The following is a 24,443-nucleotide window of genomic DNA, read 5'->3' as shown; positions in this document are numbered from 1 at the left end:
ATTCTTACAAGCTGTTAATAAAAATATACAGGCAAATATTAACCAAGCATATTTTATAATTATAGACCTTTTCATTTTATGCTATAACCTTTCCGATTTGGTTAGTATTTATTGATAAAAAAATTTGTTGCCAAGACTTTTTTTATAATATAAAAAATATTTACCTTGTGCCTTTTTTACTTATGAAAAGCATCATATAGTTTACTCAGCTAGATATCTCTTACCTGTGTCTATACCTACAGTATTGGTTGGTCCATCCCATGTTACTCCTATATCAAAGGCTTTAGCTATATCCCTTAGTTTAAAGAAGTTACTTCCACCTATATTATAGGCAGTTAGTGAAATCTCTTTTCCATCCTTGTAAATGGCTGATGTAGTCACCTGTGCTGATTTAGACTTTCCATCACCCTTGGCTAATTCTCCTCCTATAGGAGTATAAACTTTGTTTGATATGAGCTTTATTGCATTCTTAGCTCCATCCCATTCCACCTCGAAATTTTTGGCAGTTTTATTTACAACCTGAGCTAAATCTCTTAATTTAAAATAATTATTGCCATCTATATTGTAGGATTCAAGTTCTCTTAAAACTCCATTTACTTTCACTTTAGAAACTGTGGCCATAGCTTTTACTGTATTTGTCATTGCAAGAATTTCATTGATTTGATTTGGTCGATTGGATTTGCTAATTGATCCAGGGATAAAAAGATTTTTGTCAGATACCCCATATTTTGTGATCAATCCATCATAAGTTGATTTAGAAATTATCTTATCATCCTGAGAATAAGTAGGATTTTCATCGTCTTTTCCATAGTCATCATAGTCGGCTATGATATGAGTTAATTCTATAACCTTTCCATTGCTAATAGATAAAATATGATAGTGTGTATACAGGCCGTGGCTGTAATCTATCAAATAGTTGTTTGGTGAAACAAACAGACTACCTTGTACATATGATTTGTCATAAGTACAAAGCTTTCCATTGTGAAAATAAAATAAACGATAAGATTGCCCTCCCCCATTTAGGTCATCTTTATGTGCAATCACTTCCTTTGTGCCATCACCATTTATGTCAACCAGGTAAGCTGCCTTGTAGCCTGCTGCACCTTTGAAATACTCACTCAAGGCAGTTGAGTAGGGATGAGGGTCAGCTGTTGCTGCTGCCGCTATGGGAACAAACTTAATAAAACGGTTACCATCGGCATCAGTAGTATTAGCTGCATATTGCTCAGCGGCTGAACCAATAGTGCCATATATTATAAATCCGTCATGTGGGGTATGAAAACTTCCAGCTCTATCCCAACCCAAACTATCTTTGCCAATAACTTTAACACTTCCCGGGATTGTAATTGAATCTAATCCAGAGCATCCCCAGAAAGCATTATCGTCTATTTTTACTACACTGTCAGGGATAAATACCGATTTTATCTTATCATGGTCAAAAAAAGCATGATCTCCAATTTCAGTTACACCATCTGGTATAACAACATTTTCTGGGAAGTCGCTACCAAAGTCGCCATCGTATCTGACTAAAACACCATTCTTAATATTAAATAAACCTTCTGCTTGCACAGGTATTGAAAATGTTGACACGAGTCCCAATAGCATAAATAACAGCAGTATAACAGATAAAACTTTCTTCTTCATAACAATTAGCCTCCAAAAAAGTATTTTTTAATGACGAACTACATAGTAAATTGATGTTATAAACGCTCACATAACAACTCACATAAGATGCCCGAATGCTCTGGTACTGGCCCATCAAATGGTGATATTTTGCTTATACGGTAACCACGCGGAATTAAATAAACACTATTTACATTTGTTATGTCATCATAAGAAAGTGTAAAGTTTGGATAAGTAATAAGATATTCTTTTAATTTTGGTTTCATAAACGTTAGTACTTTACGTTCTTCCTTTACATTGGCATAAAATGAAATTGTTGGTGATATATCCTCCGAAAATAAAACCACCCTGAAAGTCATTTTTTGCTTATCAACATTATTAATTACCAATCCTGTAAGGTTTTGTTTAGAAGTTGCTAACGTTAGATCATAAATTGTAGCAACAGTGTTTATATCATTAGGGTGATTATCAAACTCTACAATAACCTTCTTTAAAAGTGAAATGTCTCGTTTGGATTTTGGTATTTGTGCTGTGTTTAAATTAATATAATTTTGTATATTATACCAACCTAACAAAGAATTAAATCTATACCCTGATTCTTCCATGTTCTTACATAAATCAGGACTAAGTTGCTTAGTGTCCCATTCATGAAAAATAGGATCAAAAGTCGTTTCACCCCAAAATCCAAGCTCATAACTATATGTCATCCCATCTCCTTTCATTTTTTCAAGTTCATGGGGGTACATTTCTTCAGGTTTTAAGTTATATAGGTTACGTGGCTGTATAGACGGTTCTGATTGAAACTCAAGATCCTTTGTAATTGTTTGCTTGGAATTTTGTTTTATTGTCTTTTGTTGTAGCCTAGAATTAATCTTAGTCTCATGAATCCTAAAATCATCAATATTTTGTCCACGATAACTTTGCATAATCTTGCAAAATGTTTCAAAAGACATTTTAGGATAAGCTCCCCTGGACTCACCACTCCAACCCTGACCCTCTATAGGTGCAGTATTAAACCCATTGCCATTGATAAGTTTTGTTACTGCAGATCTAGTTGCATATTGGTAATCATATCTAGTATCTGCTATTTCTTGCAAGGTTCTACCTAGGCAAACATAGTCATATATAATTTTCAATTCTATTTTATTCATAAAAAAACCTCCTTATTTTAAAATCAGTAGAAAGATTTTTACAAAACCTTTCTACTTTTATTTGTATCATTCAGCTACATATCTCTTACCTGTGTCTATACCTACAGTATTGGTTGGTCCATCCCATGTTACTCCTATATCAAAGGCTTTAGCTATATCCCTTAGTTTAAAGAAGTTACTTCCACCTATATTATAGGCAGTTAGTGAAATCTCTTTTCCATCCTTGTAAATGGCTGAAGTAGTTACCTGTGCCGACTTAGTCTTTCCATCACCCTTGGCTAATTCTCCCCCTACAGGAGTATAAGCTTTGTTTGATATAAGCCTTATTGCATTCTTAGCTCCGTCCCATTCTACTTCAAAATTCTTGGAAGTTTTATTTACAACTTGTGCTAAATCCCTTAATTTAAAATAATTATTACCATTGATATTGTAGGATTCAAATTCTTTTAAAATACCATTTACTTTAACTTTGGAGGATGTTGTCATAGCTTTTATTGTATTTGTCATTGCAAGAATTTCATCGATTTGATTCTTTCGATTACTGTAGACCTCAGTAACACCATAGAATTCCTTCAATTTTTCATATTCTAATTCAGAAATTTCTTTATCCCCATGCATAAAGCTAGTATATCCAAGGAAATACATGCCAACAAACTCAGGCTCTTTAACAATCTTTCCATCTTTTAATATTAAAACAGTTGTTGCTTCAGCATCTCCTACAGTAGGTTGAGCTACTAAATAATTGTTTTGGCTAAATTCCATAGTATAATCAGCATCACCAAAGTCTGCTTCTATGTCATATGTCTTTAGTTTTCCATCCTGAAGATAAAAAAGCCTTGTCCCATTTACAAGCATTTCCATTATTCCATCCCTATTAATATCTGCTAGATAGGCTGTAGGAGGATACCCATTGTTATCATCCTTATCATTCACTTCCTTAAGATAATCCCTCAAAGCTATTGCATAAGGGTGTGGATTAGTTTCTTGAGCTCTACCATAGCTGTAAATTTTATCATACATATTAATAGGCGTAAATGGATATTCCATAAGTTCTATTCCTCTATTAAGCTCAGCCATAAGTCTCTCATTATTTTTAATTACCACTATCTCTCCACTATAACCACCGTCTGTTGAATCTTTCCTAGCAGATGACCAGATGGTTTCTGAAACTAATTCTTTATTTTTGATTGTAGTGTACTCAAAAGTTTCATTTCCATTATAAGCATATGTATAGGTAAGTAAGCCTGGTAAATCTAACTTATCAGATATAAACAACGTACCTGTACGCATTCCAATGCTACCTATTTTTTTTACCCCATTTGAATATGTGAAGATTTCATATATACCTGGTAAATCTACTGGATCCCACCTTATAATCAGTTCTGGTATACCATTATTATCAATATCTCTTATGGCAAATAGGGGATCTTTTATAGTAAGTAGTGAATCAATTACCTCATGTTGCATACTTGGGTTGTCCAGTAATTCAAAATATGCATCCTGCCAAGTCATGGTCTTTTCAGCTTGTACAGGTAGTGAAAAGACGGGGACAATTCCTAAAATCATACAAAATACCAATATAGCTAATAATCCTCTTTTGTTCATAGTATCCTTCCTTTATTTTATATTTATATAAATAGGGGTTCTATATTCCCCTAATTATATATATTGTTAATATAATTATAAGATAGTAATATTTATATATTAACATCTAATGGAATACCTTTCCATATCATTTCAATTTAACCTTATTAAAAGATGTTTTAATAGTTATCTACCAGGGGTATTTTTTATATATTAAGAAATGTGTCTTTATCTTATTTTCCATAGAGCCATTGGGTGATTTTTAATTCTATTAATTATCTCTTTATCTTCAAATAATAGTTCAGGTATGTATTCTCCATTTTCAAACTTATTCAAAAACTCTTTTTCATGACTTGTTATCTTCATTAATCCTGTAATATAATCTTTAACTATATTCTTTGTAACTTCTAAATCAAACTTTTCCTTATTCTTAATTACTGGATATAAATCTGTTTTTATTTTTCTTTGACTAATTGAATCTATAGCCCTTACATCAAAGTTCTTATTTATCTCTTTAGATGATATAGCTGAATAAAAAACAACACACTTTCTTAATAAGTCTTCCTCTGTTTCATCAAATAGACCATAATAAATCATATTTCGAGCATCATATAAATCTCTAGCTGCAGCCCTACTTAATAATGCATTGATTTTACTCCCGAATATTTCTAAAGAAGTTAATGACTTAACCTTATACATAGTTGAAAAATGCTCAGTTATAATTGGCCTTTCTTCTGGTTCAAAGATGTGAGATCTAAGAGAGTAATTTATTTCAATTTTAATATTATCCTTATTTCCACTAACACCAGTATAGTCATATATCCATGAATCTAAGCTATGGGGATTTTTAGTTCTAGGATTCATTTGATAACCTTGAGATACCATAAATCTATCAATAGTAGAATTTATTATATTTCTATTTTCTAACATTTCTTCTCTACTATTAGTAATTAGGTAATCTAAATCTATATCTACTGAAAGCCTGGGTAGGTTAAATATGGTTAGATTAATGGCTGTGCCACCTTTTAAAGCAAGACTATCTTTTAGTAGTGGATTAGTGTTTAGATATTCCAAAACATCCGCAAGCCTTGTTACCTTTTCAAATGTATCTCTAACAAAACCAAGTTCCTCTGCCTTTTTACCTAAATAAATACCATCATAATTAAACAAGTATATTACCTCCTTGGTCTCCTATTTCAAATATTCCATCTGGTATCATTAAATTCCATTCCTTATCAAAAAGGTTTTCTTCTTTTGAATCATTTATTAAATATCTCATACTTTTACCTATTCTACTTTTACAGTATTCTATAAAATTTACTGAAAGGTTTAGTCTATTTTGGAAGTATTTAAGGATATATCCTGTCCTTTGGTATAGAACTTGTTTATTATATATATCTAGGTATTTTTTTAATTTTTCCTCATCAAGATAATGGATCCCTTCTATACAATTAAGAAGTTCTTCAAAACCACCTATTTTATTAAAATCATTTATACTATCTATTAAAGTTCTTTCTAAACTTGTTATTCTAATACCCCTTGTGTTTCTTACTTCTTCTATTCCTTCATCCATCCTAGAGGCTACATACTTATATGTGATACCACCATATTCAAAATTAGTAAATCTTACCTCAGATGAAACATATACTTCATAAAATACCTGATTTGCTAAACCATAGTATTCAAAGGCACTATGATGAGATATATATGCAGTATCTGTTATTGCACAGGCAATCTGATACCTATTAGCGTATATCTGCCCTGTAGCTGGATTTACCACCGAATAAATATTATTCTTTACCTTTTTAACCAAACCCTTCTTTATCAACCCATCTAACAAAAAATATGCTGTTTTTACATTTAAAGTAAATTCTTTGACTTCCTCAATTGTAAAAGTGGGATATTTAGCTAATTGAATATATAAATTCATAGTTTCACCTCTTTTAAATTATTTCCTTTTTTAATTTTAGCATGTTATTCTAGAATATACAAGAATAATATACTGAAATTAAAACTTATAACTATATAATAAGGTTTTTTATTATATAGTTATGTCCCTTTTTGGGTATAGCAAGAAAACTGTTCTCAAATTTAGGTAGAAATAAGCAGAGCACAAAGGATATATATTTACACTAACTTATTTTTCAACTTAGAATAAGTATTGCTCCCAAGATACAAATTAAATATTCAGTGACCTTTTGAAAAAATCTATTAAGGTAAATATTTTCAAAATTAAAAATAAATATTGCATTTATTGATATAAGTGATATAATTTATATCACTTATAAAACTTGGAGGTTATAAAATGAATAAGGAAAAAATTGTTCCATATAGAATTGAAAATGATAGGTCTAAAATTATTGAAAATAATTTAATAGAGAATATTGAAAAAATTATTCAGTCAGGTAATGTTGCTAAAATGACTGTTGATTTTAATAAAAATACAATTCATGCAATTAAGCATCAGGAGGGAACAGTTTCAACAATTAAAATGAATTTTAACCCTATAGGCCAAATAGCAACCTTTACAAATACAAATATAACTGATAAAGAGTTACGTGACAATTATGTTATAGAGCTTTATGCTAAAGGAACAACACAAACAGCAATAGGTGATATCACTGGTTTAAGCCAAGCTATGGTTCATAACATTCTAAAAGAAGCAGGTGCTTTAAAATAAATCTATGTTAAAAGATGGCAATTATTATGCCTTTAATTTTTATCATGATATTATTAATACTATCGTCCTTTTTGAGTGTACCCTATTGAGTACACTTATTTTTTTTAAAAATATATAGTTTTCTATGCCTTTTTGAGTTATAATCTTATTAAAAGTGTACTCTTGATTTTAACCACCCAAAAAGGACACTAGGAGGTGTTAAAATGATATTTGGATATATAAGGGTTTCTAGTAAGGATCAAAATCCTCAAAGACAAATAGAAGCTTTAAACGCCTAGTATTTTAAGCACACTGTTAACTGAAATTCGGCGTTCTTTAGATAGGTTTTTTACTTCTTTATATATTCCTTCAGTTAATCTTTGTTCAGTATGCCTATGGCCTTTTTTAGTATTTCAAGTGCATCCTCTTTGTCTCTAAGTTCTTTTTTTAGTTTTGCAATTTCTTTTTCTGCGTCTGATGAGTAATTACCAGAGCCTCTATGATTTACTACTCCATCATTCATTTTGGAGTTTTGAATCCAGTTATTAAGACCTGTAGCACTAATTTTTAGATCTTCTGCTACTGCTTTGATTGATTTCCCAGATGAATAATAATAATTAACTGCATCTTGTTTAAATTCTTTAGTGTAATGTTTTTTTGTTCCCATAAATAACCTCTCCTTATCTGTTATAATTATTATACCAGATTCAAGGATATATCATATTTATGTTCTCCGTTTTTTATTCTATCATCACATACTCATTTTTAAGCCCATTCTTTATTAAAACAAAGTTAACATATATAATTCCTAAAGAAATTGTGGCTATGGTAACTATATTCTTTAAAGCACCATTAATATCTATGTTCCAGTATAATAATATAGCTACTAATATGACAAATATATTTAATATTATATACTTAAATACCTTATTATTCATAAGAACATATCTATATAGATAATTGAGGGGTATATATCTGCTTACTAAAATAACACCTGAGAACCCCATAATTTGAGCAATAATTCCATTTATAAAGTTTACTTTTATATCTATAAATAAAATTTGCAATATACCTACAACCATAAATTGAATCAATAAAATAATTATTATACAAATTATACTTATGTAGATGGTTTGTCTCATATCTTGCTTATATAATATAAATATAATAGCCATAATTAAAACCAGTGCTATTAGAATATTATATTTACAAGGTAAATATCTCCTAGATAATCCCATTAATACTGAAGTTATTAGAATAATTATCATAATCTTTTTCTTATTATTTTTTGTTGATCCGATTATCTTTCTTGATATTATAATTAAACTTGTAAAATCAAATATAGCCATTATAAATAGTCCCACTAATCCCATTTTAAATTACCTCTTATGAAATCCCTATACTTTCTGCCAATGGAAACGGGAAATTCCGCACCTTTCATATAAATATCATTATTAGCCTTATCAACTTTTTCAATATAATTGACATTAATTGTATATCCCTTATGACATTGTATAAAATTAGGATTTAGCTCCTTCAATAATTGGCTTAAAGTATATGTAGATAATTCTATTTGCTCTCTTATTGTTGTAACAAATATCTTTCTACTTTGTGACTCAATATAAATGATTTCATCTTGTTTTACAAAGTAAGTATATTCTTTTTGCTTTAACTTTAAATACACCTCCTGTTCTTTTACTACTCCATAATTGATTATGGTTTCTAAAATAGTTTTCACTGTTTCTTCTTTAAAAGGTTTTACAATATAGTCATAGCAATGTATTTCTTTAAATGCCATTAACTCTCTAGTTGGTACAGCAGTTATAAATACAATTGGGGTTAGTTTATAATTGTCAATATTTCGTATTTCTTTAGCCAATTCAAATCCCGAATAATCTTTCAGTTGAATATCTAGTAAAAATATATCATAATTAATATCCTCTGCATATCTTAGAGCTTCTTTGGCATAGCCAGTTATGGTAATATTTATTTTGCTGTCTATAGAGTTAATCATCGCTGCCAATCCATTGGCAATTATAGGTTCATCTTCAACAATCAATATGCTAGACATCTAAATCACCTCTTATTGTTAGACTATATATTTTTCTTTTATCCTACCATATTTATTACCCATAATGAAGCGAAAGTTATTGTCTAGTTTTAAGAAAAAATAACAATAAAATCCGAACTATGTTAATAGTTCAGATTTTATTGTTATTTTATATTTATACCTAGTTCACTATTACTTAATATATTACAAATCCTAATAATATCCTCTTCTGAAAATGTTTTTTGAAACCTTTTCTTAATCTTTTTGAAATAGGAAAATCTAACTATTGAGCGAGATTCTACTAATTTTATATATTCTCTAGTAAATCTTTTTTTATTTTTAGATATGGCTTCAAATATCATGATTTTAGAGCAATTTTGTATTATTTTCTTTAACTTCTCTGATTTTCCAGAAGTAAAAATAATCTCCCTACGAAAAAACTCATCAATAAAGTTTATTAATTTATTTATAATTCTATCTAAAGGATATTTTCCATCTATTTGAGAAAATATAGTCATGTGTTTATTATTGTAGTCCTCCTCTATATCTTGTAAATCATCTATTATTTGAAGAAATACTCCATAGCAAAACATAAATTCAGCCTCTTCTTTTTCTAAGTTTCCTTTAACTAAATATCCATCAGCCAATACAGAGGCACCACCCTTCTCAAAGGTAATCCCTATTATATCTTTTTCATAGGGCAGAGTCTTTTCTCTTTGCTGTATAAGACTTTTTTCCTGAGCACTATGAATAATCAATAGACTTTGAAACACCTCTTTATAGGTATCTCTTTTAAAGTCTTCTTCTATCCTTTTTACTAATTTGCAAATTTGTTCCTCATTAAAGTTTAAGGGTTTAGCTTCTCTTCCCAAAAGCCATTCTCTGAATCTTTTGTTGAATTCTATCTTATCTTTGTTGGACACCCCATCATCATCTAAATAATTGTCACTATAGGGGTATAACATACTATAGGAAAAAATAGACGGTGTTAATTTTACTTCCATATCAAATAAAATCTGTATGCTATTCATAATCCAAACATTTCTAATGGCTTGAAATATATCGTATACATCCATTTTAGGATCAAATACTTTTACTTCATCTATAAAATCTTCTGTTACATTTCCATAGCCACTATTAGTAAAGAAATCTATTATACTTTCTTCACTATTTAATATATTTACTTCCATATCTTTTATCTTTTTAAATACATCTTTTCTCCATATTTCTTCTTCATGTTTACTGGGATATTTCTTTAAAGTTTTGAAAAGTTCTTTTCTAAATCCCTCTATTTTTCTCTCATTTGCTAGTTTTTTTATAAAAGATACTTTATTATTTGTCATATGTAAATCTGTTTCCGTATTCCACCATAGTTCCAGATACTTATCTTTCAATTCCTTTATCATTTTATCACCACCTATATATCCTATTGCTAATTTAACATGGTAATTCAATTATATAGTTGGTTTTACTTTTTTGCAATGTAAAAGGGGCTGTTTCATAACTAATTAATCAGTTATGAAACAGCCCCTCAACCATCTATTTTTTACCTATGGATACCCTCCAAACCTCTGGTCCTTCCTCTAGGTATTCCCATTGAAATTGTCCTTCCATCTCTGCCAACATTTGATAATGTAGTGGTTTTGGATCATGATCATTTGTTAATTCCATTTTCTCACCTGTTTTAAGGGAATCGAAGGTTTCAAAAATTACTCTATGTTTATCCTTAGGTTCATATTCTCTAGCATCTACTTTTTTTACAAACATACAACTCCTCCTAATATTATACTTAGTATGAATTATACCCTAAGATATTCATATTATGTCTAATGTCTATTGAAACTTTTTCTTAATCTTTTTGAAATAGAATGTAAAAGGTCTCCACATTAGAGACCTTTTACTGTTATTTACCACTATTTGGATTTAGATAATTTATTGGAACAATTAGGACAATATTTCCAGTCTCCTTTTACTTCTGTACTGCAACTTTCACATCTTAACCTTTCTATATTGGGGCTAAACTGCTTTCTCATAACTATATACACTATTAATCCTACAAGATTAGGCACATAGGCAGCAGTTGCCATCCATAAATAAGGATCCATTCCTCTTTCTTTTGCATCTTTATATACATATTTACATATTCCAACAATTATAATACCTATTATCACTAAACCTAATAAAAATAGAGTGAGGGCTTTAGATGATATGTTTCCATCATATGCTAACTTCAGTATAATTAAAGTCAGAGGAAGTACTCCAAAACCTATCCATAAACCAGTAATAAATCGAAATAATTTTTTACTTTTCATAATGACACTCTCCTTCCTTATTATTCTTTGCTATAATTATTGCTCCCACTGTTGGGATCAGACCAATAAAATGAATTATACATAATAGAAAAACTGTAACTTTTAAACCAAGGTTATATCCTAATACAGTAGTTCCTAAAATAAGGACTATATAGGATATAATAGATACTGCAATTATAAAGTAAATATCTCTATTTTTTATAAATGAAATTGTGTCATCTACTATGTCCTGTGAAGGTTTAATTTCTTCTTTTCCTATTTCATCTAGTATTTGTTCTATTTTTTTATCATTCATATCTGTCCTCCTTTAAGATACATTTTAGTTTTTTCCTTGCAGTATTTATTCTAGATTTAACAGTACCTTCTGGAATTTCTAACATTTCTCCAATCTCCTTGTAAGATAAGGATTTAAAATGATACAGTACCAATGGCAATCTATATTTATCGTCTAGTTTATCTACTGCCTGTTGTACTTTTCTTTTCTCTTCTTCTTCACAATATTCTTCTTCTGGCAATCCCAATATAGATTTAGCATTTTCCAATATCTTATTTTTTGTATCTGTATCGTTGAAATCAATTATCCTATTTAACCATCGTTTTGCTTTTCGGTATTTATCCCTATAACAATTAAGTGTAATAGTATATAGCCAACCTTCAAAACTTTTACTTTCATCAAAGGAATCAATACTAGAGAATACTTTTATCCAAGTATCTTGAAACAAATCATCTGCATCTTGTTTATTTTTAGAAAGATGAAAGCAAAAAGTATATATTTTAGTTTTATATTCATTGACTAATAAATCTATATCTTTTTTCAAACCCTCACCCTCCTTATATATTTACTACGTTTGTAATTAAAATTAGTTCATTTTCAAATATAATTTTTTATTTTTTTACTAATTCCATTTTATGAAGAATTCTTTACCTAAACTTAACTTGTTGTTAAAAGAGATTTTATATTTATATTATATAATTAAGTCACAATATATATGGAGGCGATATTGATGAAACAGTTAAATTTATGTATCGACATCGACGGAACTATTACTGAAGCTTATGACTGGATTCCTATGGTAAACACCTATTTCAATACTACAATTACACCTGAAGATGTGACAGTATATGAAATACACCAAGTTTTGGGCATAGATAGATCAGCCTATGAATTATTCTATGCTCTATATGGGGAGACATTACACCTTGAAACTAAAATCAGAATGGGTGTAAAAAGGGTTCTTGATAGTTTATACAAAAATCATCAAATTTATTTTGTAACTGCAAGAGAAGAACGAATGAAAACTGTAACCCTTATGTGGCTTTCCTACTACAATATACCTATGGATTCTTTGACCTTATTGGGTTCCCATAACAAAGTCAAAACTGCTAAAGACTTAAATTGTGATATTTTTATAGAAGATAGATATGAAAATGCTATACAATTATCAGAATCAGGATTTCAAGTACTTCTTATGGATTGTAACTATAATAAAGGACCTATACCAGAAAGAGTTACACGTGTAAATAACTGGTTTGAAATAGAAAACATAATAAAAGGTTATGCAGAAAAATCCTTTAATGATTTTAGAATTGCGTAATAGTTTTAGATTATATTAAGTATAATTAAATATAGTCTTTTAGAGGAGGGTTTTTATGTTAAATGGTTCGAAGGTAAGAGAACTAAGAAACAGCAAAGGATATACTACATTAGATATATCAAACTTCACTCATATCTCTAAATCTTATATTGAAGAACTAGAGCGAGGAACGAAGAGGAATCCTGCTTTCAATAAGGTAGTTTTGCTGGCAGAAGCTTTAGGTGTTAAGATAGATGAATTAGTTTTAAGAACATAGACTACTTAAATCAATTTTGATTAAAAATACTAGCAAAATTACCCCTTAATAAAATATCAAGGGGTAATGTTTTTTATATTTATAATCCCATATTATGCTGCAAATTGACTATTATATAGTTCTGCATAGAATCCATTTTTCTTTAGAAGCTCTTCATGGCTTCCTTATTCTATTATATCTCTATCTGTCATTACTAGAATTAAATCTGCATCTCTTACTGTGGATTTTAGTACAATGTATATGACTTTAAATAATCTAATAACTTTGAAATAGTGTTTAAATATACCTTTCTCCTCAGCCGTGCTTTTATTCTATAATCCTCTTCTTTAGGGCTGAAAGTCTTAGTATCATAGTCATCTCTACCTAATCTTAGACCTAATAATTTATCTATATTATCGAAATATCTATATTAATAACTCCTAAATTTAAAGTATTCTCTATTATCTCAAAATCTTAATTTGACAATTTCTCTAGTACATGCTATACTTTTCAAAATACAATTTCATAGTTTTAGTTGTAATATAGAGGATGCAGTTGCAATTAGTATTATAGGTCAGATTTAGGGAGTCCTATTCCTATAAAAAAGGTGTAACTGCCGAAACGTATAATTTCCCCTAGAATTATATGTTGGGGATGTATTTAATAGATACATCACTGCCATTAGTTGATTACCCAGTCTCTAATAGAGTGCTATATTACACAGGGTAAAAGTTATATGATTTTTTAGTTTGTTATCTTTGCAACTAAAACAGTTATGAGTTCTTTTACTCATGACTGTTTTTTTAATTTAAATAGAGGAAGTGATTTAATTGTCCATTATAGTACAGAAATATGGTGGAACATCAGTAGAGACAATTGATAAGATTAATTCTATAGCTAATCTTATTATAGAAAGAAAAAAATCTGGTTTTGATATTGTTACTGTTGTTTCTGCCATGGGAAAAACTACTAACAACCTTATTGAAATGACAAAGAAAATTTCTAAAAATCCTAGTGAAAGAGAATTAGATATGCTCTTATCTACAGGAGAACAAATTACATCAGCTCTTTTAGCTATGGCACTAAAGGAAAAAGGACAAGATGCCGTAGCATTAACTGGATTCCAAGCTGGTATAACAACTGATGACAAACATACTAAGTCCACTATTTTAGATATTAATATCAAAAACATAAAAAAACAATTAAGTGAAGGGAAAGTAATCATAGTAGCTGGATTTCAAGGTATAAGCCATAATGGAGACATAACAACCTTAGGTAGAGGTGGTTCTGATACCACTGCTGTTGCATTGGCAGCCAAGTTAGATTGTCCTTGTGAAATATATACTGATGTACAAGGTATTTATGGAGTTGACCCTCGGATATATCCAAATGCAAAAAAGTTAGATTATATTAGTTATGATGAAATGATTGAGATGTCCAGTTTAGGTGCTAATGTCATAGCAACTAGAGCTATTGAAATAGGATGTAAATATCATGTGCCTATTTATATTGCATTAAGTACTGGTAAGCTTAAAGGAACTTATATAAAGGAGTATGATAAGTCTATGGAATCTAAAGTAATTACAGGTCTTACTGTTAGTGATAGTGATTTAATGGTAACAATTAATAACGTACCTTATCGTATTGGAGGAATATCTAATATATTTAGTAAATTATCTGAAAGAGATATAAATATTGATATGATTAGTCAAACTGCACCAATAGGTGGATATGTGAATATTTCTTTTACTGCTCCCAAAGACAGTAAGAAATCAATAAATAATATAATTAATGAATTGAAAATAACAATGAAAGAGATAAAAGCTGATATAGAAGAGAATATAACCAAAATTTCAGTAATAGGATTGGGCATGAGAACTCAATCTGGAGTTGCAGCAAAGATATTTGAAATTTTTGCCACCAATAATATTGAATTTAAACAAGTTACAACTTCAGAAATTAGAATATCATATACGATAAATACTAAGGATAAAGATAAAGCAATAATTAAAATCACCAACGAGTTTAAATTATAAGTGCCAAGGTTTTATCCTTGGTCACTTATAATTTTATCTAAATTAGATTGAATTTTTTTATGCTACAAATTGACTATTATATAGTTCTGCATAGAATCCATTTTTCTTTAGAAGCTCTTCATGGCTTCCTTGTTCTATTATATCTCCATCTTTCATTACTAGAATTAAATCTGCATCTCTTATGGTTGAAAGTCTATGAGCAATTATAAAGGATGTTCTTCCCTTCATCAGATTCTCCATAGCTTTTTGAATGAGTACCTCTGTCCTTGTATCTACGGAAGATGTTGCCTCATCTAAGATAAGTATCTTAGGATCAGAAAGTATTGCTCTTGCTATGGTCAAAAGCTGTTTTTGTCCTTGGGATATATTGTTTGCCTCTTCATTTATAACCATATTATATCCATCGGGAAGTGTTTGGATAAATCTATGGGCATGGGCAGACTTAGAAGCCTCTATTACTTCTGCATCTGTTGCATCTAATCTGCCATATTTTATATTTTCCATTATTGTTCCACTAAATAACCATGTATCTTGAAGAACCATTCCAAAGTTATTCCTTAAATCTTCTCTTGTGAAATCATTTATATCATTTCCATCAATTAGAATTTTACCTTCGTTTAAGTCGTAAAACCTCATTAATAATTTTACTATGGTAGTTTTTCCTGCACCAGTAGGTCCAACTATGGCGACTTTTTGTCCTGGTTTTATATTTTGTGAAAAATCGTTTATTACTATTTTATCTTCATTATAGCCAAATTTAACATTTTCAAAGGTAACTTTTCCTTCTACTTCTTCTAGTTTAACAGGTGTAGTTGATTCCTTTACTTCCTCCTCTTCATCTAAGAATACAAATACTCTTTCAGCAGCAGCTACTGTTGATTGTAATACATTGGATATTTGAGCCACTTGGGCTATAGGCTGAGTAAAGTTTCTTATATATTGAATAAAGGAAAGAATATCACCTACTTCTATGGTTTTTCTAACTGCAAACCATCCACCTAAAATAGATACCGCCACATATCCTATATTACCTATGAAATTCATAATAGGCATCATCATTCCAGAAAGGAATTGAGATTTCCATGCAGAGTTATAAAGTTCTCCATTAATCTTTGTAAATTCTTCAACGGCTTCTTCTTCCGCATTAAAGGCCTTCATTATATTATGACCGCCATAGATTTCTTCTATATGTCCATTTACTTTTCCTAAGCTTTCTTGTTGAGCCTTAAAGTATTTCTGTGACCTTTTAACTATTGTCATAACTAAACCCATGGACAATGGCAATATTAAAATAGCTAAAATAGTCATCTGCCAAGATATGGACAACATCATAATAAGAACTCCTACTAAAGTAGTGGCAGAAGTTATTATTTGGCTCATACTTTGATTTAAGGTCTGACTTACAGTATCTACATCATTTGTAACCCTAGATAATACATCTCCATGACTTATATTATCAAAATATTTAAGGGGAAGTTTATTTACTTTTTCAGATATTTCTTTTCTTAAATTATAGCTTACCTTTTGTGCTACTCCAGTCACTATAAACCCTTGTATATATGAGAATATTGCAGATATTAAATATAGTCCAATCAAGAGGAATACTATATTCAATATATACTGGAAGTCTATGCCTCCACCTGCTCCAGATACTTTAGATACCAGTCCTTCAAATATTTTAGTTGTAGCTTTACCAAGAATTTTGGGTCCTACTATGGAAAACACCGTACTTCCTATGGCAAATATCATTACTATGGTTAGTTTAAACGTATATGGCTTTAAATAATTCAATAACTTTGAAAATGTTCCTTTAAAGTCTTCAGGTTTCTCAAATCTTGCCCCTATTGGTCCATTTCCCATGGGACCTCTTCTTTTAGAAGTATTTGTTTTTATATCTTTTCCACTCATATGGCTAATTCCTCCTCTGATAGCTGGGATAAGGCTATTTGTTTGTAAACATCACAGCTTTTAAGTAATTCCCTATGAGTCCCTTTTCCAACTATTTTTCCTTCGTCTAGAACTATAATATTTTCAGCGTTCATTATTGTATTTATTCTTTGAGCTACTATGAGTACAGTTTTATCTTTAACTTCTTCACTCATGGCTTTTCGTAGTGCTGCATCAGTTTTAAAGTCAAGAGCTGAAAAACTATCATCAAAAATAAATATTCTAGGTCCCTTAGTCAATGCTCTGGCTATGGAAAGTCTCTGTCTTTGACCTCCAGATACATTGGTTCCTCCTTGAGATATTTCAGTTAGAATTCCATCTTCTTTTGTATCTATAAACTCTTTTGCTTGAGATATTTCTATGGCTTTTAAAATATCTTTTTCTGTAGCATTTTTATTTTTACCATATTTTAAATTGCTTTCTATGGTTCCAGTAAAAAGTACTCCCTTTTGAGGAACATACCCTATTTGTTCTCTTAAATCATGAATCCCCATATCTTTTATATCTATTCCATCAACGAGGATTTTTCCATCAGTAACATCATAAAATCTAGGTATTAAGTTAATAAGGGTTGATTTTCCACTTCCTGTACTACCTATAAAAGCTGTAGTTTCTCCAGGTTTTGCTATAAAGGATATGTCTTCCAATACATATTCCTCTGCTCCTGGATATTTAAAATTAACATTTTTAAATTCTAAAACACCTTTTGTACTACTTGTAAGTTTTTTAGGACTTTTAGATTCTTGAATTACAAGATCTTTATTTAATACTTCAGCAATTCTTCCTGCCGATACGGAAGCTCTTGGAAGTATGATTGAAACCATGGAAATCATAAGGAAAGACATTATAATCTGCATAGTATATTGAATAAATGCCATCATATCTCCTACTTGAATTACTCCATTATCTATTTCATGAGCACCTACCCATATTATTAGAAGCATTATTCCATTCATAATAAGCATCATAGTTGGCATCATCATGGTCATTACTCTTGATACAAATAGGTTTGTTTTTGTTAAATCATTATTGGCTTTATCAAATTTCTTTTCTTCCACTTTTTGAGTATTAAAGGCTCTAATTACCATTAATCCATTAAGTGCTTCTCTCATTACAAGATTTACCCTATCTACAAGGTCTTGTAATTTTTTAAATTTAGGCATAACCACTGAAAATAAAACTATAACCAATGTTAAAATAGCCATGACTCCTACTCCAACTATCCAAGCCATAGAAGTATTAGTTCTAAGAGCTCTTATAATTCCACCTACTCCCATAATAGGTGCAAAAAATATAATTCTCATCATCATCATACTAAATTGCTGTACTTGCTGAATATCATTTGTACTTCTAGTTATTAGTGAAGCTGTTGAAAAGTCATCAAACTCATTGTTGGAAAACTGAGTTACTTTTTTAAATACCTTTTCTCTTAAATTTCTGCCAATTCCCGATGAGATTTTAGATGATAAAAATCCAACTCCTATGGACGCAGCCATACTTATAAGTGAAATAAGTAACATTATTCCCCCTATATACAATATATAGTTAGATTGAGTTTTTTCTATATTAATTCCTATATTTTCATACTCAGCTTTAATATAATTTATGGCAGCTTGATTTATCATGGTTTCTGGTAAGTTATTAAATTGTTCTTCAGCACTAGATTTAATTAATTCCAGTTGTTCCTGTGGTAAACTCTTCAATACTACGAAAGGATCTGTACCCTCTGGTAAATTAGCAAAGGGATTTGTACCCTCATTTTCTGCTCCCATTCCTTCAGGAGTTCCATTTTCTATTGCCCATATAATAAGCATAGGTCTTCCTAGAAAAGAGTTCATTTCTTCAATGATTTCTTTATCTTTAGTATTTAGTAAATATAGTTCCTCACCTTCTAACACTGGATACTTCTTTAGGTAATCATTATATTCTTGACTATTATTTTTTTCTATTAATTCATAACTGCTTTTTATCAAAGCCTTTTCTTCGTCATTTAAAAATATATTTATTTTTTCCAATTCAGAAGCCCTAATTACTTTTGGTACTACATTTTCTATTCCATTTTGCTGTATTCCTATATTGACTATATTGGACATATAATCAGGCAAGGCTAGCTCTGTACTAGCTTGAAGGAAAAGCAATGCTATTACAATAATTATTGATACAATAAATGGTTTAAACTCTTTATATAGTTTTAGCATATTATCCTCCTAATCTTTCATTCTTTGTGATTTGCTTTGTTTAAATTATCTCTCATTTCCATTAATAGTCTTCTTAAAATCACTTTTTCTTCTGCTGTAAAATTTCCAAAACATTCTTCTCCAATTACATTAGTTGCCTTCAGTGCATCTTTACATATTCTTCTTCCTTCTTCAGTTATATATACTCTAGACACTCTTTGATCTTTATCATCTTGTTTTCGTATTACCAGACCTGATTTTTCCATTCTTTTTATCATTACTGTCAAAGTTGCAGGTGCTAACATTAGTTTATCACTTAGTTCTCTCTGACTCTGACCATCCTTTTTATTTAAAATAAATAATAAAGGTGGCTGTCCTGGATATATGCCTATTTCATCAAGTAGCATACGGGTACGAATGTGATGAAGTCTTAGAACTTCTAAAAATATATAATATAAAGAATCCTTATTTATTACATCCATTTTGTCCTCCTCTTTAGTTAGTCGGCTAAACATAATTAATATAATACTACTATCTCTTATAGTTGTCAATATTCAAATTTTATCTTTATAAAGCATACTCTAATTATTAATTAGTTAACTAACTAATATTATATCTTTAAGTTTGTTACGTATCCCTTGGAATTAATGTTATAAATAATTAACATTTATACTTGACTAATTATAATTAATGTTATATATTTATAACATAGAGGTTATAAATATATAACATGGGAGGTGCGATTTTATGAAAAAGAAAAAACTTTCTTTAGTAACACAATATTCATTACAGGCAGTGATAATATTTGGAATACTAGCTTTATATATTGCTAGTCGAGAAAACTTTGGATTTAAACAATATGAACCTATTATCTCAAAACTCTATTATCTGGGATTAATAGCTTATGCCGTCATTGGATTACTACGAAAAAATGAAAAGACTGATGAGTCAGCAGAAAGAATACTAGGCAAAGTAAATCACATATGTATCAACATTACTACAATAGGACTATTTGTCCTTATTGTTCTTATAGCATCACCTATGTTCAAAGAAATAGAACTCTCTAGGGATACTATTGGATTATTTACTCTAATTTTACTACTTATAATTACTGGAATAAAGCCAATTTTATTCCAGTACTATGATAGGAAGGGACCAGAAGATGACTACCTTAAAGACTAATTTGAAAGAACTCAGAGAAAATAAGAATATAAAACAAAGTGAACTGGCAGAGTTAGTCGGGGTTCGCCGTGAAACCATTGTTCATTTAGAAAATGGAAAGTATAATCCTTCTTTAAAGTTAGCTATGGATATTGCTAAGATATTTGGTGTTACTGTAGAGGAGTTATTTGAATTTATAGATTGAGCTTATGGTGATTTAAAGTATTTAATCACTCTGCATGGCTATGCAGAGTGATTACTTTTTATTCTTACTATATGCTTACATTAGCAAATTGACTTTGATATAAATTATAATAGTGTCCTTTTAATTTCAGTAATTCTTCATGATTTCCTTTTTCTACTATTTCACCATGATCTATTACCATAATTATATCTGCATCTCTTATGGTTGAAAGTCTATGGGCAATTATAAATGTAGTTCTATTTTCCATTAATTTCACCATTGCCTCTTGAATCTTTAATTCTGTCCTTGTATCTACTGATGATGTGGCTTCATCTAGTATCAATATAGAAGGGTTGGATAAAATTGCCCTTGATATAGCAAGTAATTGTCTTTGCCCTTGACTTAAATTAGTTCCTCCTTCATTTATAAATGTATCATAACCCTTAGGGAGATACTCTATAAATTCATTTGCCCTTGCTAAAATAGCTGCTTTTTCTATTTCCTCATCTGTTGCATCTAGCTTTCCATATCTTATATTTTCCTTAATAGTACCTGAAAAAAGATATGTATCTTGCAGAACCATTCCAAATATCTTTCTTAAACTATCTTTTTTATAATCCTTAATATTTACTCCATCTACTAATATTTCACCTTTATTTATATCATAGAATCCAGTTAAAAGATTTACTATAGTAGTTTTTCCTGCACCCGTAGGACCTACTAATGCTATATTTGTCCCTGGGATTACTTTAAATGATATATCCTTTAAAACGGATTCACCTTCTATATATTCAAATCTCACGTTTTTAAATTCTACTTCTCCTTGGATTTTATCCTTTTCAATGGAATTAGGCAAATCCTTTCTCTCTTCTTCCTCATCTAGAATTTCAAATACCCTTTCTGCACCAGCTATTCCTGACTGTAAAGTGTTAAATGTATTGGCCAATTCATTTAATGGTCTAGTAAATTGTTTAGAATATGAAATAAAACTAGCTATTGTTCCCACTGTAATCACTTCTTTTACAGCTAAGTATCCACCAAATATAGCTATTACCCCAAATCCAAAGTTGTTAATTACATTCATAATTGGCATTATATAACCAGACCAAATTTGAGCTTTGACACCTACATCTCTTAATACATTGTTTTGAGCCTTAAATTCTTCTATTACTTTGTCTTCATTATTAAAAGATTTCACCACATGAATTCCAGCTATGGTTTCTTCAATATGTCCATTTAGTTGTCCCAAAGTTTGCTGCTGGTCTTTAAAAAACACTTTTGTTTTATTTGCTATAAATCTAGTAAAAAAATATACCATAGGTATGGTTATTAAACTAGCTGCTGTCATAATAGGACTTAAATAAATCATCATAGTTAAAGAGCCAAGTATATTTACAACAGATGACATAAGCTGTACTGTAGTCTGAGATATGGTAGTGCTTACATTGTCTATATCGTTTGTTAATCTACTCATAATCTCTCCATGGGTATGAATATCAAAAAACATGATTGGAAGGGATTGAAGTTTCTCAAATAACTTTTCACGAAGTCTATATACTATGTTTTGAGCAATTCCAGCTACAATATACTCTTGTAAAAATGTAAATAAATTATCCAATAGATATACAGATAATAATACTACTAAAATAAGCCTTAGCTTTTGAAACTCTACTAAATCTTTTCCTGGAAATATACTATCTATAGACTTTCCAATTAAAAAAGGAACCAATATACCCAACAAACCTGAAGCTAATATTAATAGAAATGTTATAATAAGAAGTTTATTTTCTTCTTTAAAAAATCCCCACAATCTTTTTAAAGTGTATTTTACATCTTTAGCCTTTTCTACAGTTAGTCTTGCATTCATAGGTCCTGCTATACCCGTTGTTCTTCTTCGCTGTCTAGGATCCAAGATTTTCCCCCTCCTTTCCTATTTGTGAATTATATATATCTTTATATACTTCTGATGTAGACATTAGGGCCTTGTGAGTACCTATGCCCACTATTTTTCCCCTATCCATAACTATTATTTTGTCCGCGTCCATAACAGATGTTATTCTTTGTGCAATTAATATGGTTGTAGTGTCTGTTAAGTATTCTTTTAGTTTTTTTCTTATTCTTTTTTCTGTAATTAAATCTACTGCTGAAGTACTATCATCTAGGATTAGAACTTTAGGTTTTCTTATAAGTGCTCTTGCTATGGAAATTCTTTGTTTCTGCCCTCCTGATAAATTTACTCCTCCCTGACCTAAATAAGTATCATATCCATCACTGAATGAAAGAATAAAATCATGAGCCTCTGCTATTTTACAAACTTCTTCTACTTCCTCAAAAGAAGCATCTTCTTTTCCCCATTTAATATTTTCTTCTATGGTACCTGTGAATAATAAAACTTTTTGGGGAACTATTCCTATTTCTTTCCTTAAATCCTTTAAATCCATATCCTTTATATCTACACCATCTATTTTTATCTTTCCTTTAACTGGATCATAAAATCTTGGGAGTAAATTGATTAGAGATGATTTACCTGAACCTGTAGATCCTATAATAGCCAATGTTTCTGAAGGTTCTATGGAAAAGTTAATGTCTTCTAATATACAATTTTTTCCTGTGGAATATTTAAAATATACGTTTTCAAATTCTACCTTTCCTTTTATTTCTTTAGGCTTCTCTGTAATCTCTTTTTGGACTATGGTGTTTTCAGCACAAAATACTTCTCCTATTCTTTCTGAAGAAGCCTTTGCCTTAATAAATATATTAAGTATTCTAGTCATCATAATAAGTGCAAAAAGGACTTGAGTCATATAGTTGACAAAAGCCATGATTTTCCCTACTTCCATATTGCCATTATTGACTCCTATTCCTCCTAGCCATAGGACTAATACAATGGATATATTGATTATCAAAGAAACTATGGGATTAAATACAGCAGAAATTCTCATACCCTTTAAGGTAATATTTTTCAAATCATCATTTACATTTTTAAATCTATTTTTCTCATAATCAAATCTATTAAAGGCCTTTACTACTCTAATTCCTGCTAAATACTCTCTCATAACTCCATTTACTTTGTCTAATGATTTTTGAACTTTAGTAAATATGGGGTAAGAAATTTTTAGATTCAATGAAACTATTATAAAAATAATAGGTATTACACTAAGCAATATAAATGCCATCTTAGCGTTCAATATAAATGCCATAATTACTGAACCAATTCCAATAATTGGTGCCTTTACAAATATTCTCATCATTCCATGGGAAAAGTTCTGCATTTGATTTACATCATTAGTAAGTCTAGTAATCAAAGAGGCATCTTGAAATTCATCTACATTATCAAAGGAAAAATCTTGGATTTTAATATATAAATCCTCACGTAAATCTGCACCGAAACTTTGACTTACCCTAGATGATAAAACATTTCTAATAACTGCACATATAGCTCCTAAAAAGGTCATTAAAAACATTAATCCACCTAAAGTAAATACATATTTCATATCACCCTTTTTTACACCATTATCAATTACTTTTGACATAATAGTAGGTTGGATTAAGTCTCCTGTTGTTTCAAGGATTAAAAAAATAATGGAAATGGAGAACTGCTTTTTATATCTTGTGATATATTTTTTCAAATAACTTATATTCATATTTTATCTCCTTATAAATAGTCCTTTATTATATTATATTCCTTAGACACACGAAAGACAATTAAATTAGCCTACTAATTTTTTT

24 protein-coding genes and 1 riboswitch are annotated in these 24,443 nt (G+C 29.8%); of the genes, 6 read left to right on the top strand and 18 right to left on the bottom strand.

All coding sequences use genetic code 11. The features are described from left to right. Positions 1-201: 201 nt before the first annotated feature. The 5 genes from KQI41_RS00595 to KQI41_RS00575 all read right to left on the bottom strand — a co-directional run bounded on the left by KQI41_RS00595 (position 202) and on the right by KQI41_RS00575 (position 6,288). Entirely contained in the window at positions 202-1,644 is a 1,443-nt protein-coding gene (locus tag KQI41_RS00595) for a leucine-rich repeat protein (protein WP_154439584.1), read from the bottom strand. A gap of 56 nt (positions 1,645-1,700) precedes the next feature. Continuing rightward, positions 1,701-2,774: a hypothetical protein gene (locus KQI41_RS00590; RefSeq protein WP_154439585.1), complete on the bottom strand. Its 1,074-nt coding sequence runs from the start codon at positions 2,772-2,774 to the stop codon at positions 1,701-1,703. Between the two features lie 66 nt (positions 2,775-2,840). Further along, positions 2,841-4,379: a stalk domain-containing protein gene (locus KQI41_RS00585; protein WP_216584583.1), complete on the bottom strand. Its 1,539-nt coding sequence runs from the start codon at positions 4,377-4,379 to the stop codon at positions 2,841-2,843. Positions 4,380-4,586: 207 nt separating this feature from the next. Then, a complete protein-coding gene (locus KQI41_RS00580; protein ID WP_154439586.1) occupies positions 4,587-5,528 on the bottom strand; it encodes a nucleotidyl transferase AbiEii/AbiGii toxin family protein in 942 nt (313 codons plus the stop codon). Further along, the gene (locus KQI41_RS00575) at positions 5,521-6,288 is read right to left on the bottom strand and encodes a type IV toxin-antitoxin system AbiEi family antitoxin domain-containing protein (RefSeq protein WP_154439587.1); all 768 of its coding nucleotides are present in this window, start codon (positions 6,286-6,288) and stop codon (positions 5,521-5,523) included. Before KQI41_RS00575 ends, KQI41_RS00580 begins: the two co-directional genes overlap by 8 nt. A 375-nt stretch (positions 6,289-6,663) precedes the next feature. Between KQI41_RS00575 and KQI41_RS00570 the strand changes: the two genes are divergently transcribed. Beyond that, positions 6,664-7,038, top strand: coding sequence for a hypothetical protein (locus KQI41_RS00570; RefSeq protein WP_154439588.1), 375 nt, complete (start codon positions 6,664-6,666; stop codon positions 7,036-7,038). Positions 7,039-7,390: 352 nt separating this feature from the next. On the opposite strand, the gene KQI41_RS00565 is transcribed toward KQI41_RS00570, so the two are convergent. From KQI41_RS00565 to KQI41_RS00530, 8 genes are all read right to left on the bottom strand, one after another. Next, positions 7,391-7,684: a transposase gene (locus tag KQI41_RS00565; protein ID WP_154439581.1), complete on the bottom strand. Its 294-nt coding sequence runs from the start codon at positions 7,682-7,684 to the stop codon at positions 7,391-7,393. Positions 7,685-7,757: 73 nt separating this feature from the next. Further along, entirely contained in the window at positions 7,758-8,390 is a 633-nt protein-coding gene (locus KQI41_RS00560) for a hypothetical protein (RefSeq protein WP_154439589.1), read from the bottom strand. After that, on the bottom strand, positions 8,381-9,088 hold the full coding sequence (locus tag KQI41_RS00555) for a LytR/AlgR family response regulator transcription factor (RefSeq protein ID WP_216584582.1): 708 nt from the start codon (positions 9,086-9,088) through the stop codon (positions 8,381-8,383). Before KQI41_RS00555 ends, KQI41_RS00560 begins: the two co-directional genes overlap by 10 nt. A 143-nt stretch (positions 9,089-9,231) precedes the next feature. Beyond that, entirely contained in the window at positions 9,232-10,473 is a 1,242-nt protein-coding gene (locus KQI41_RS00550) for a hypothetical protein (RefSeq protein WP_154439591.1), read from the bottom strand. 133 nt (positions 10,474-10,606) lie between these two features. Beyond that, positions 10,607-10,834, bottom strand: a complete 228-nt coding sequence (locus KQI41_RS00545; RefSeq protein ID WP_216584581.1) for a DUF2249 domain-containing protein — start codon at positions 10,832-10,834, stop codon at positions 10,607-10,609. Between the two features lie 146 nt (positions 10,835-10,980). Next, positions 10,981-11,379, bottom strand: coding sequence for a hypothetical protein (locus KQI41_RS00540; RefSeq protein ID WP_154439593.1), 399 nt, complete (start codon positions 11,377-11,379; stop codon positions 10,981-10,983). Then, positions 11,369-11,674, bottom strand: a complete 306-nt coding sequence (locus tag KQI41_RS00535; RefSeq protein ID WP_154439594.1) for a hypothetical protein — start codon at positions 11,672-11,674, stop codon at positions 11,369-11,371. The genes KQI41_RS00540 and KQI41_RS00535 overlap by 11 nt, the downstream gene beginning before the upstream one ends. After that, positions 11,667-12,197: a sigma-70 family RNA polymerase sigma factor gene (locus KQI41_RS00530; RefSeq protein ID WP_216584580.1), complete on the bottom strand. Its 531-nt coding sequence runs from the start codon at positions 12,195-12,197 to the stop codon at positions 11,667-11,669. Before KQI41_RS00530 ends, KQI41_RS00535 begins: the two co-directional genes overlap by 8 nt. 186 nt (positions 12,198-12,383) lie before the next feature. Between KQI41_RS00530 and KQI41_RS00525 the strand changes: the two genes are divergently transcribed. The 3 genes from KQI41_RS00525 (at position 12,384) to KQI41_RS00515 (ending at position 15,245) form a co-directional block, all read left to right on the top strand. After that, positions 12,384-12,974 (top strand): 5' nucleotidase, NT5C type, encoded by a 591-nt coding sequence (locus KQI41_RS00525; RefSeq protein WP_216584579.1) that lies wholly within the window; start codon positions 12,384-12,386, stop codon positions 12,972-12,974. 55 nt (positions 12,975-13,029) lie between these two features. Beyond that, the gene (locus KQI41_RS00520) at positions 13,030-13,230 is read left to right on the top strand and encodes a helix-turn-helix domain-containing protein (RefSeq protein ID WP_154439597.1); all 201 of its coding nucleotides are present in this window, start codon (positions 13,030-13,032) and stop codon (positions 13,228-13,230) included. Positions 13,231-13,744: 514 nt separating this feature from the next. After that, positions 13,745-13,931, top strand: a riboswitch (Lysine riboswitch). A gap of 108 nt (positions 13,932-14,039) precedes the next feature. Further along, entirely contained in the window at positions 14,040-15,245 is a 1,206-nt protein-coding gene (locus tag KQI41_RS00515) for an aspartate kinase (protein ID WP_216584578.1), read from the top strand. Positions 15,246-15,302: 57 nt separating this feature from the next. Here KQI41_RS00515 and KQI41_RS00510 read toward each other — a convergent pair whose 3' ends face one another. From KQI41_RS00510 to KQI41_RS00500, 3 genes are read right to left on the bottom strand one after another with little or no spacing between them, the layout of a single operon-like run. Next, a complete protein-coding gene (locus tag KQI41_RS00510; RefSeq protein ID WP_216584577.1) occupies positions 15,303-17,153 on the bottom strand; it encodes an ABC transporter ATP-binding protein in 1,851 nt (616 codons plus the stop codon). Beyond that, entirely contained in the window at positions 17,150-19,390 is a 2,241-nt protein-coding gene (locus KQI41_RS00505; protein WP_216584576.1) for an ABC transporter ATP-binding protein, read from the bottom strand. The genes KQI41_RS00510 and KQI41_RS00505 overlap by 4 nt, the downstream gene beginning before the upstream one ends. Positions 19,391-19,407: 17 nt before the next feature. After that, positions 19,408-19,851, bottom strand: a complete 444-nt coding sequence (locus KQI41_RS00500) for a MarR family winged helix-turn-helix transcriptional regulator (protein WP_216584575.1) — start codon at positions 19,849-19,851, stop codon at positions 19,408-19,410. 265 nt (positions 19,852-20,116) lie between these two features. On the opposite strand from KQI41_RS00500, the gene KQI41_RS00495 reads away from it, so the two are divergent. Beyond that, complete coding sequence (locus KQI41_RS00495) at positions 20,117-20,551, top strand: hypothetical protein (protein ID WP_216584574.1); 435 nt, start codon at positions 20,117-20,119, stop codon at positions 20,549-20,551. Beyond that, entirely contained in the window at positions 20,532-20,735 is a 204-nt protein-coding gene (locus KQI41_RS00490; RefSeq protein ID WP_154439603.1) for a helix-turn-helix transcriptional regulator, read from the top strand. The genes KQI41_RS00495 and KQI41_RS00490 overlap by 20 nt, the downstream gene beginning before the upstream one ends. 67 nt (positions 20,736-20,802) lie before the next feature. Here KQI41_RS00490 and KQI41_RS00485 read toward each other — a convergent pair whose 3' ends face one another. Together KQI41_RS00485 and KQI41_RS00480 are read right to left on the bottom strand one after the other, a co-directional pair. After that, the gene (locus KQI41_RS00485; RefSeq protein WP_216584573.1) at positions 20,803-22,626 is read right to left on the bottom strand and encodes an ABC transporter ATP-binding protein; all 1,824 of its coding nucleotides are present in this window, start codon (positions 22,624-22,626) and stop codon (positions 20,803-20,805) included. Continuing rightward, positions 22,616-24,358, bottom strand: a complete 1,743-nt coding sequence (locus KQI41_RS00480) for an ABC transporter ATP-binding protein (protein ID WP_216584572.1) — start codon at positions 24,356-24,358, stop codon at positions 22,616-22,618. Before KQI41_RS00480 ends, KQI41_RS00485 begins: the two co-directional genes overlap by 11 nt. Between the last annotated feature and the right edge of the window lie 85 nt (positions 24,359-24,443).

This window comes from Tissierella pigra (genome assembly GCF_018917845.1).
In the GTDB taxonomy this organism is placed as follows: Bacteria; Bacillota; Clostridia; order Tissierellales; family Tissierellaceae; genus Tissierella; species Tissierella pigra.
Note: the sequence above shows the minus strand (reverse complement) of the source record. Positions and strands in the feature narration are given on the sequence as shown.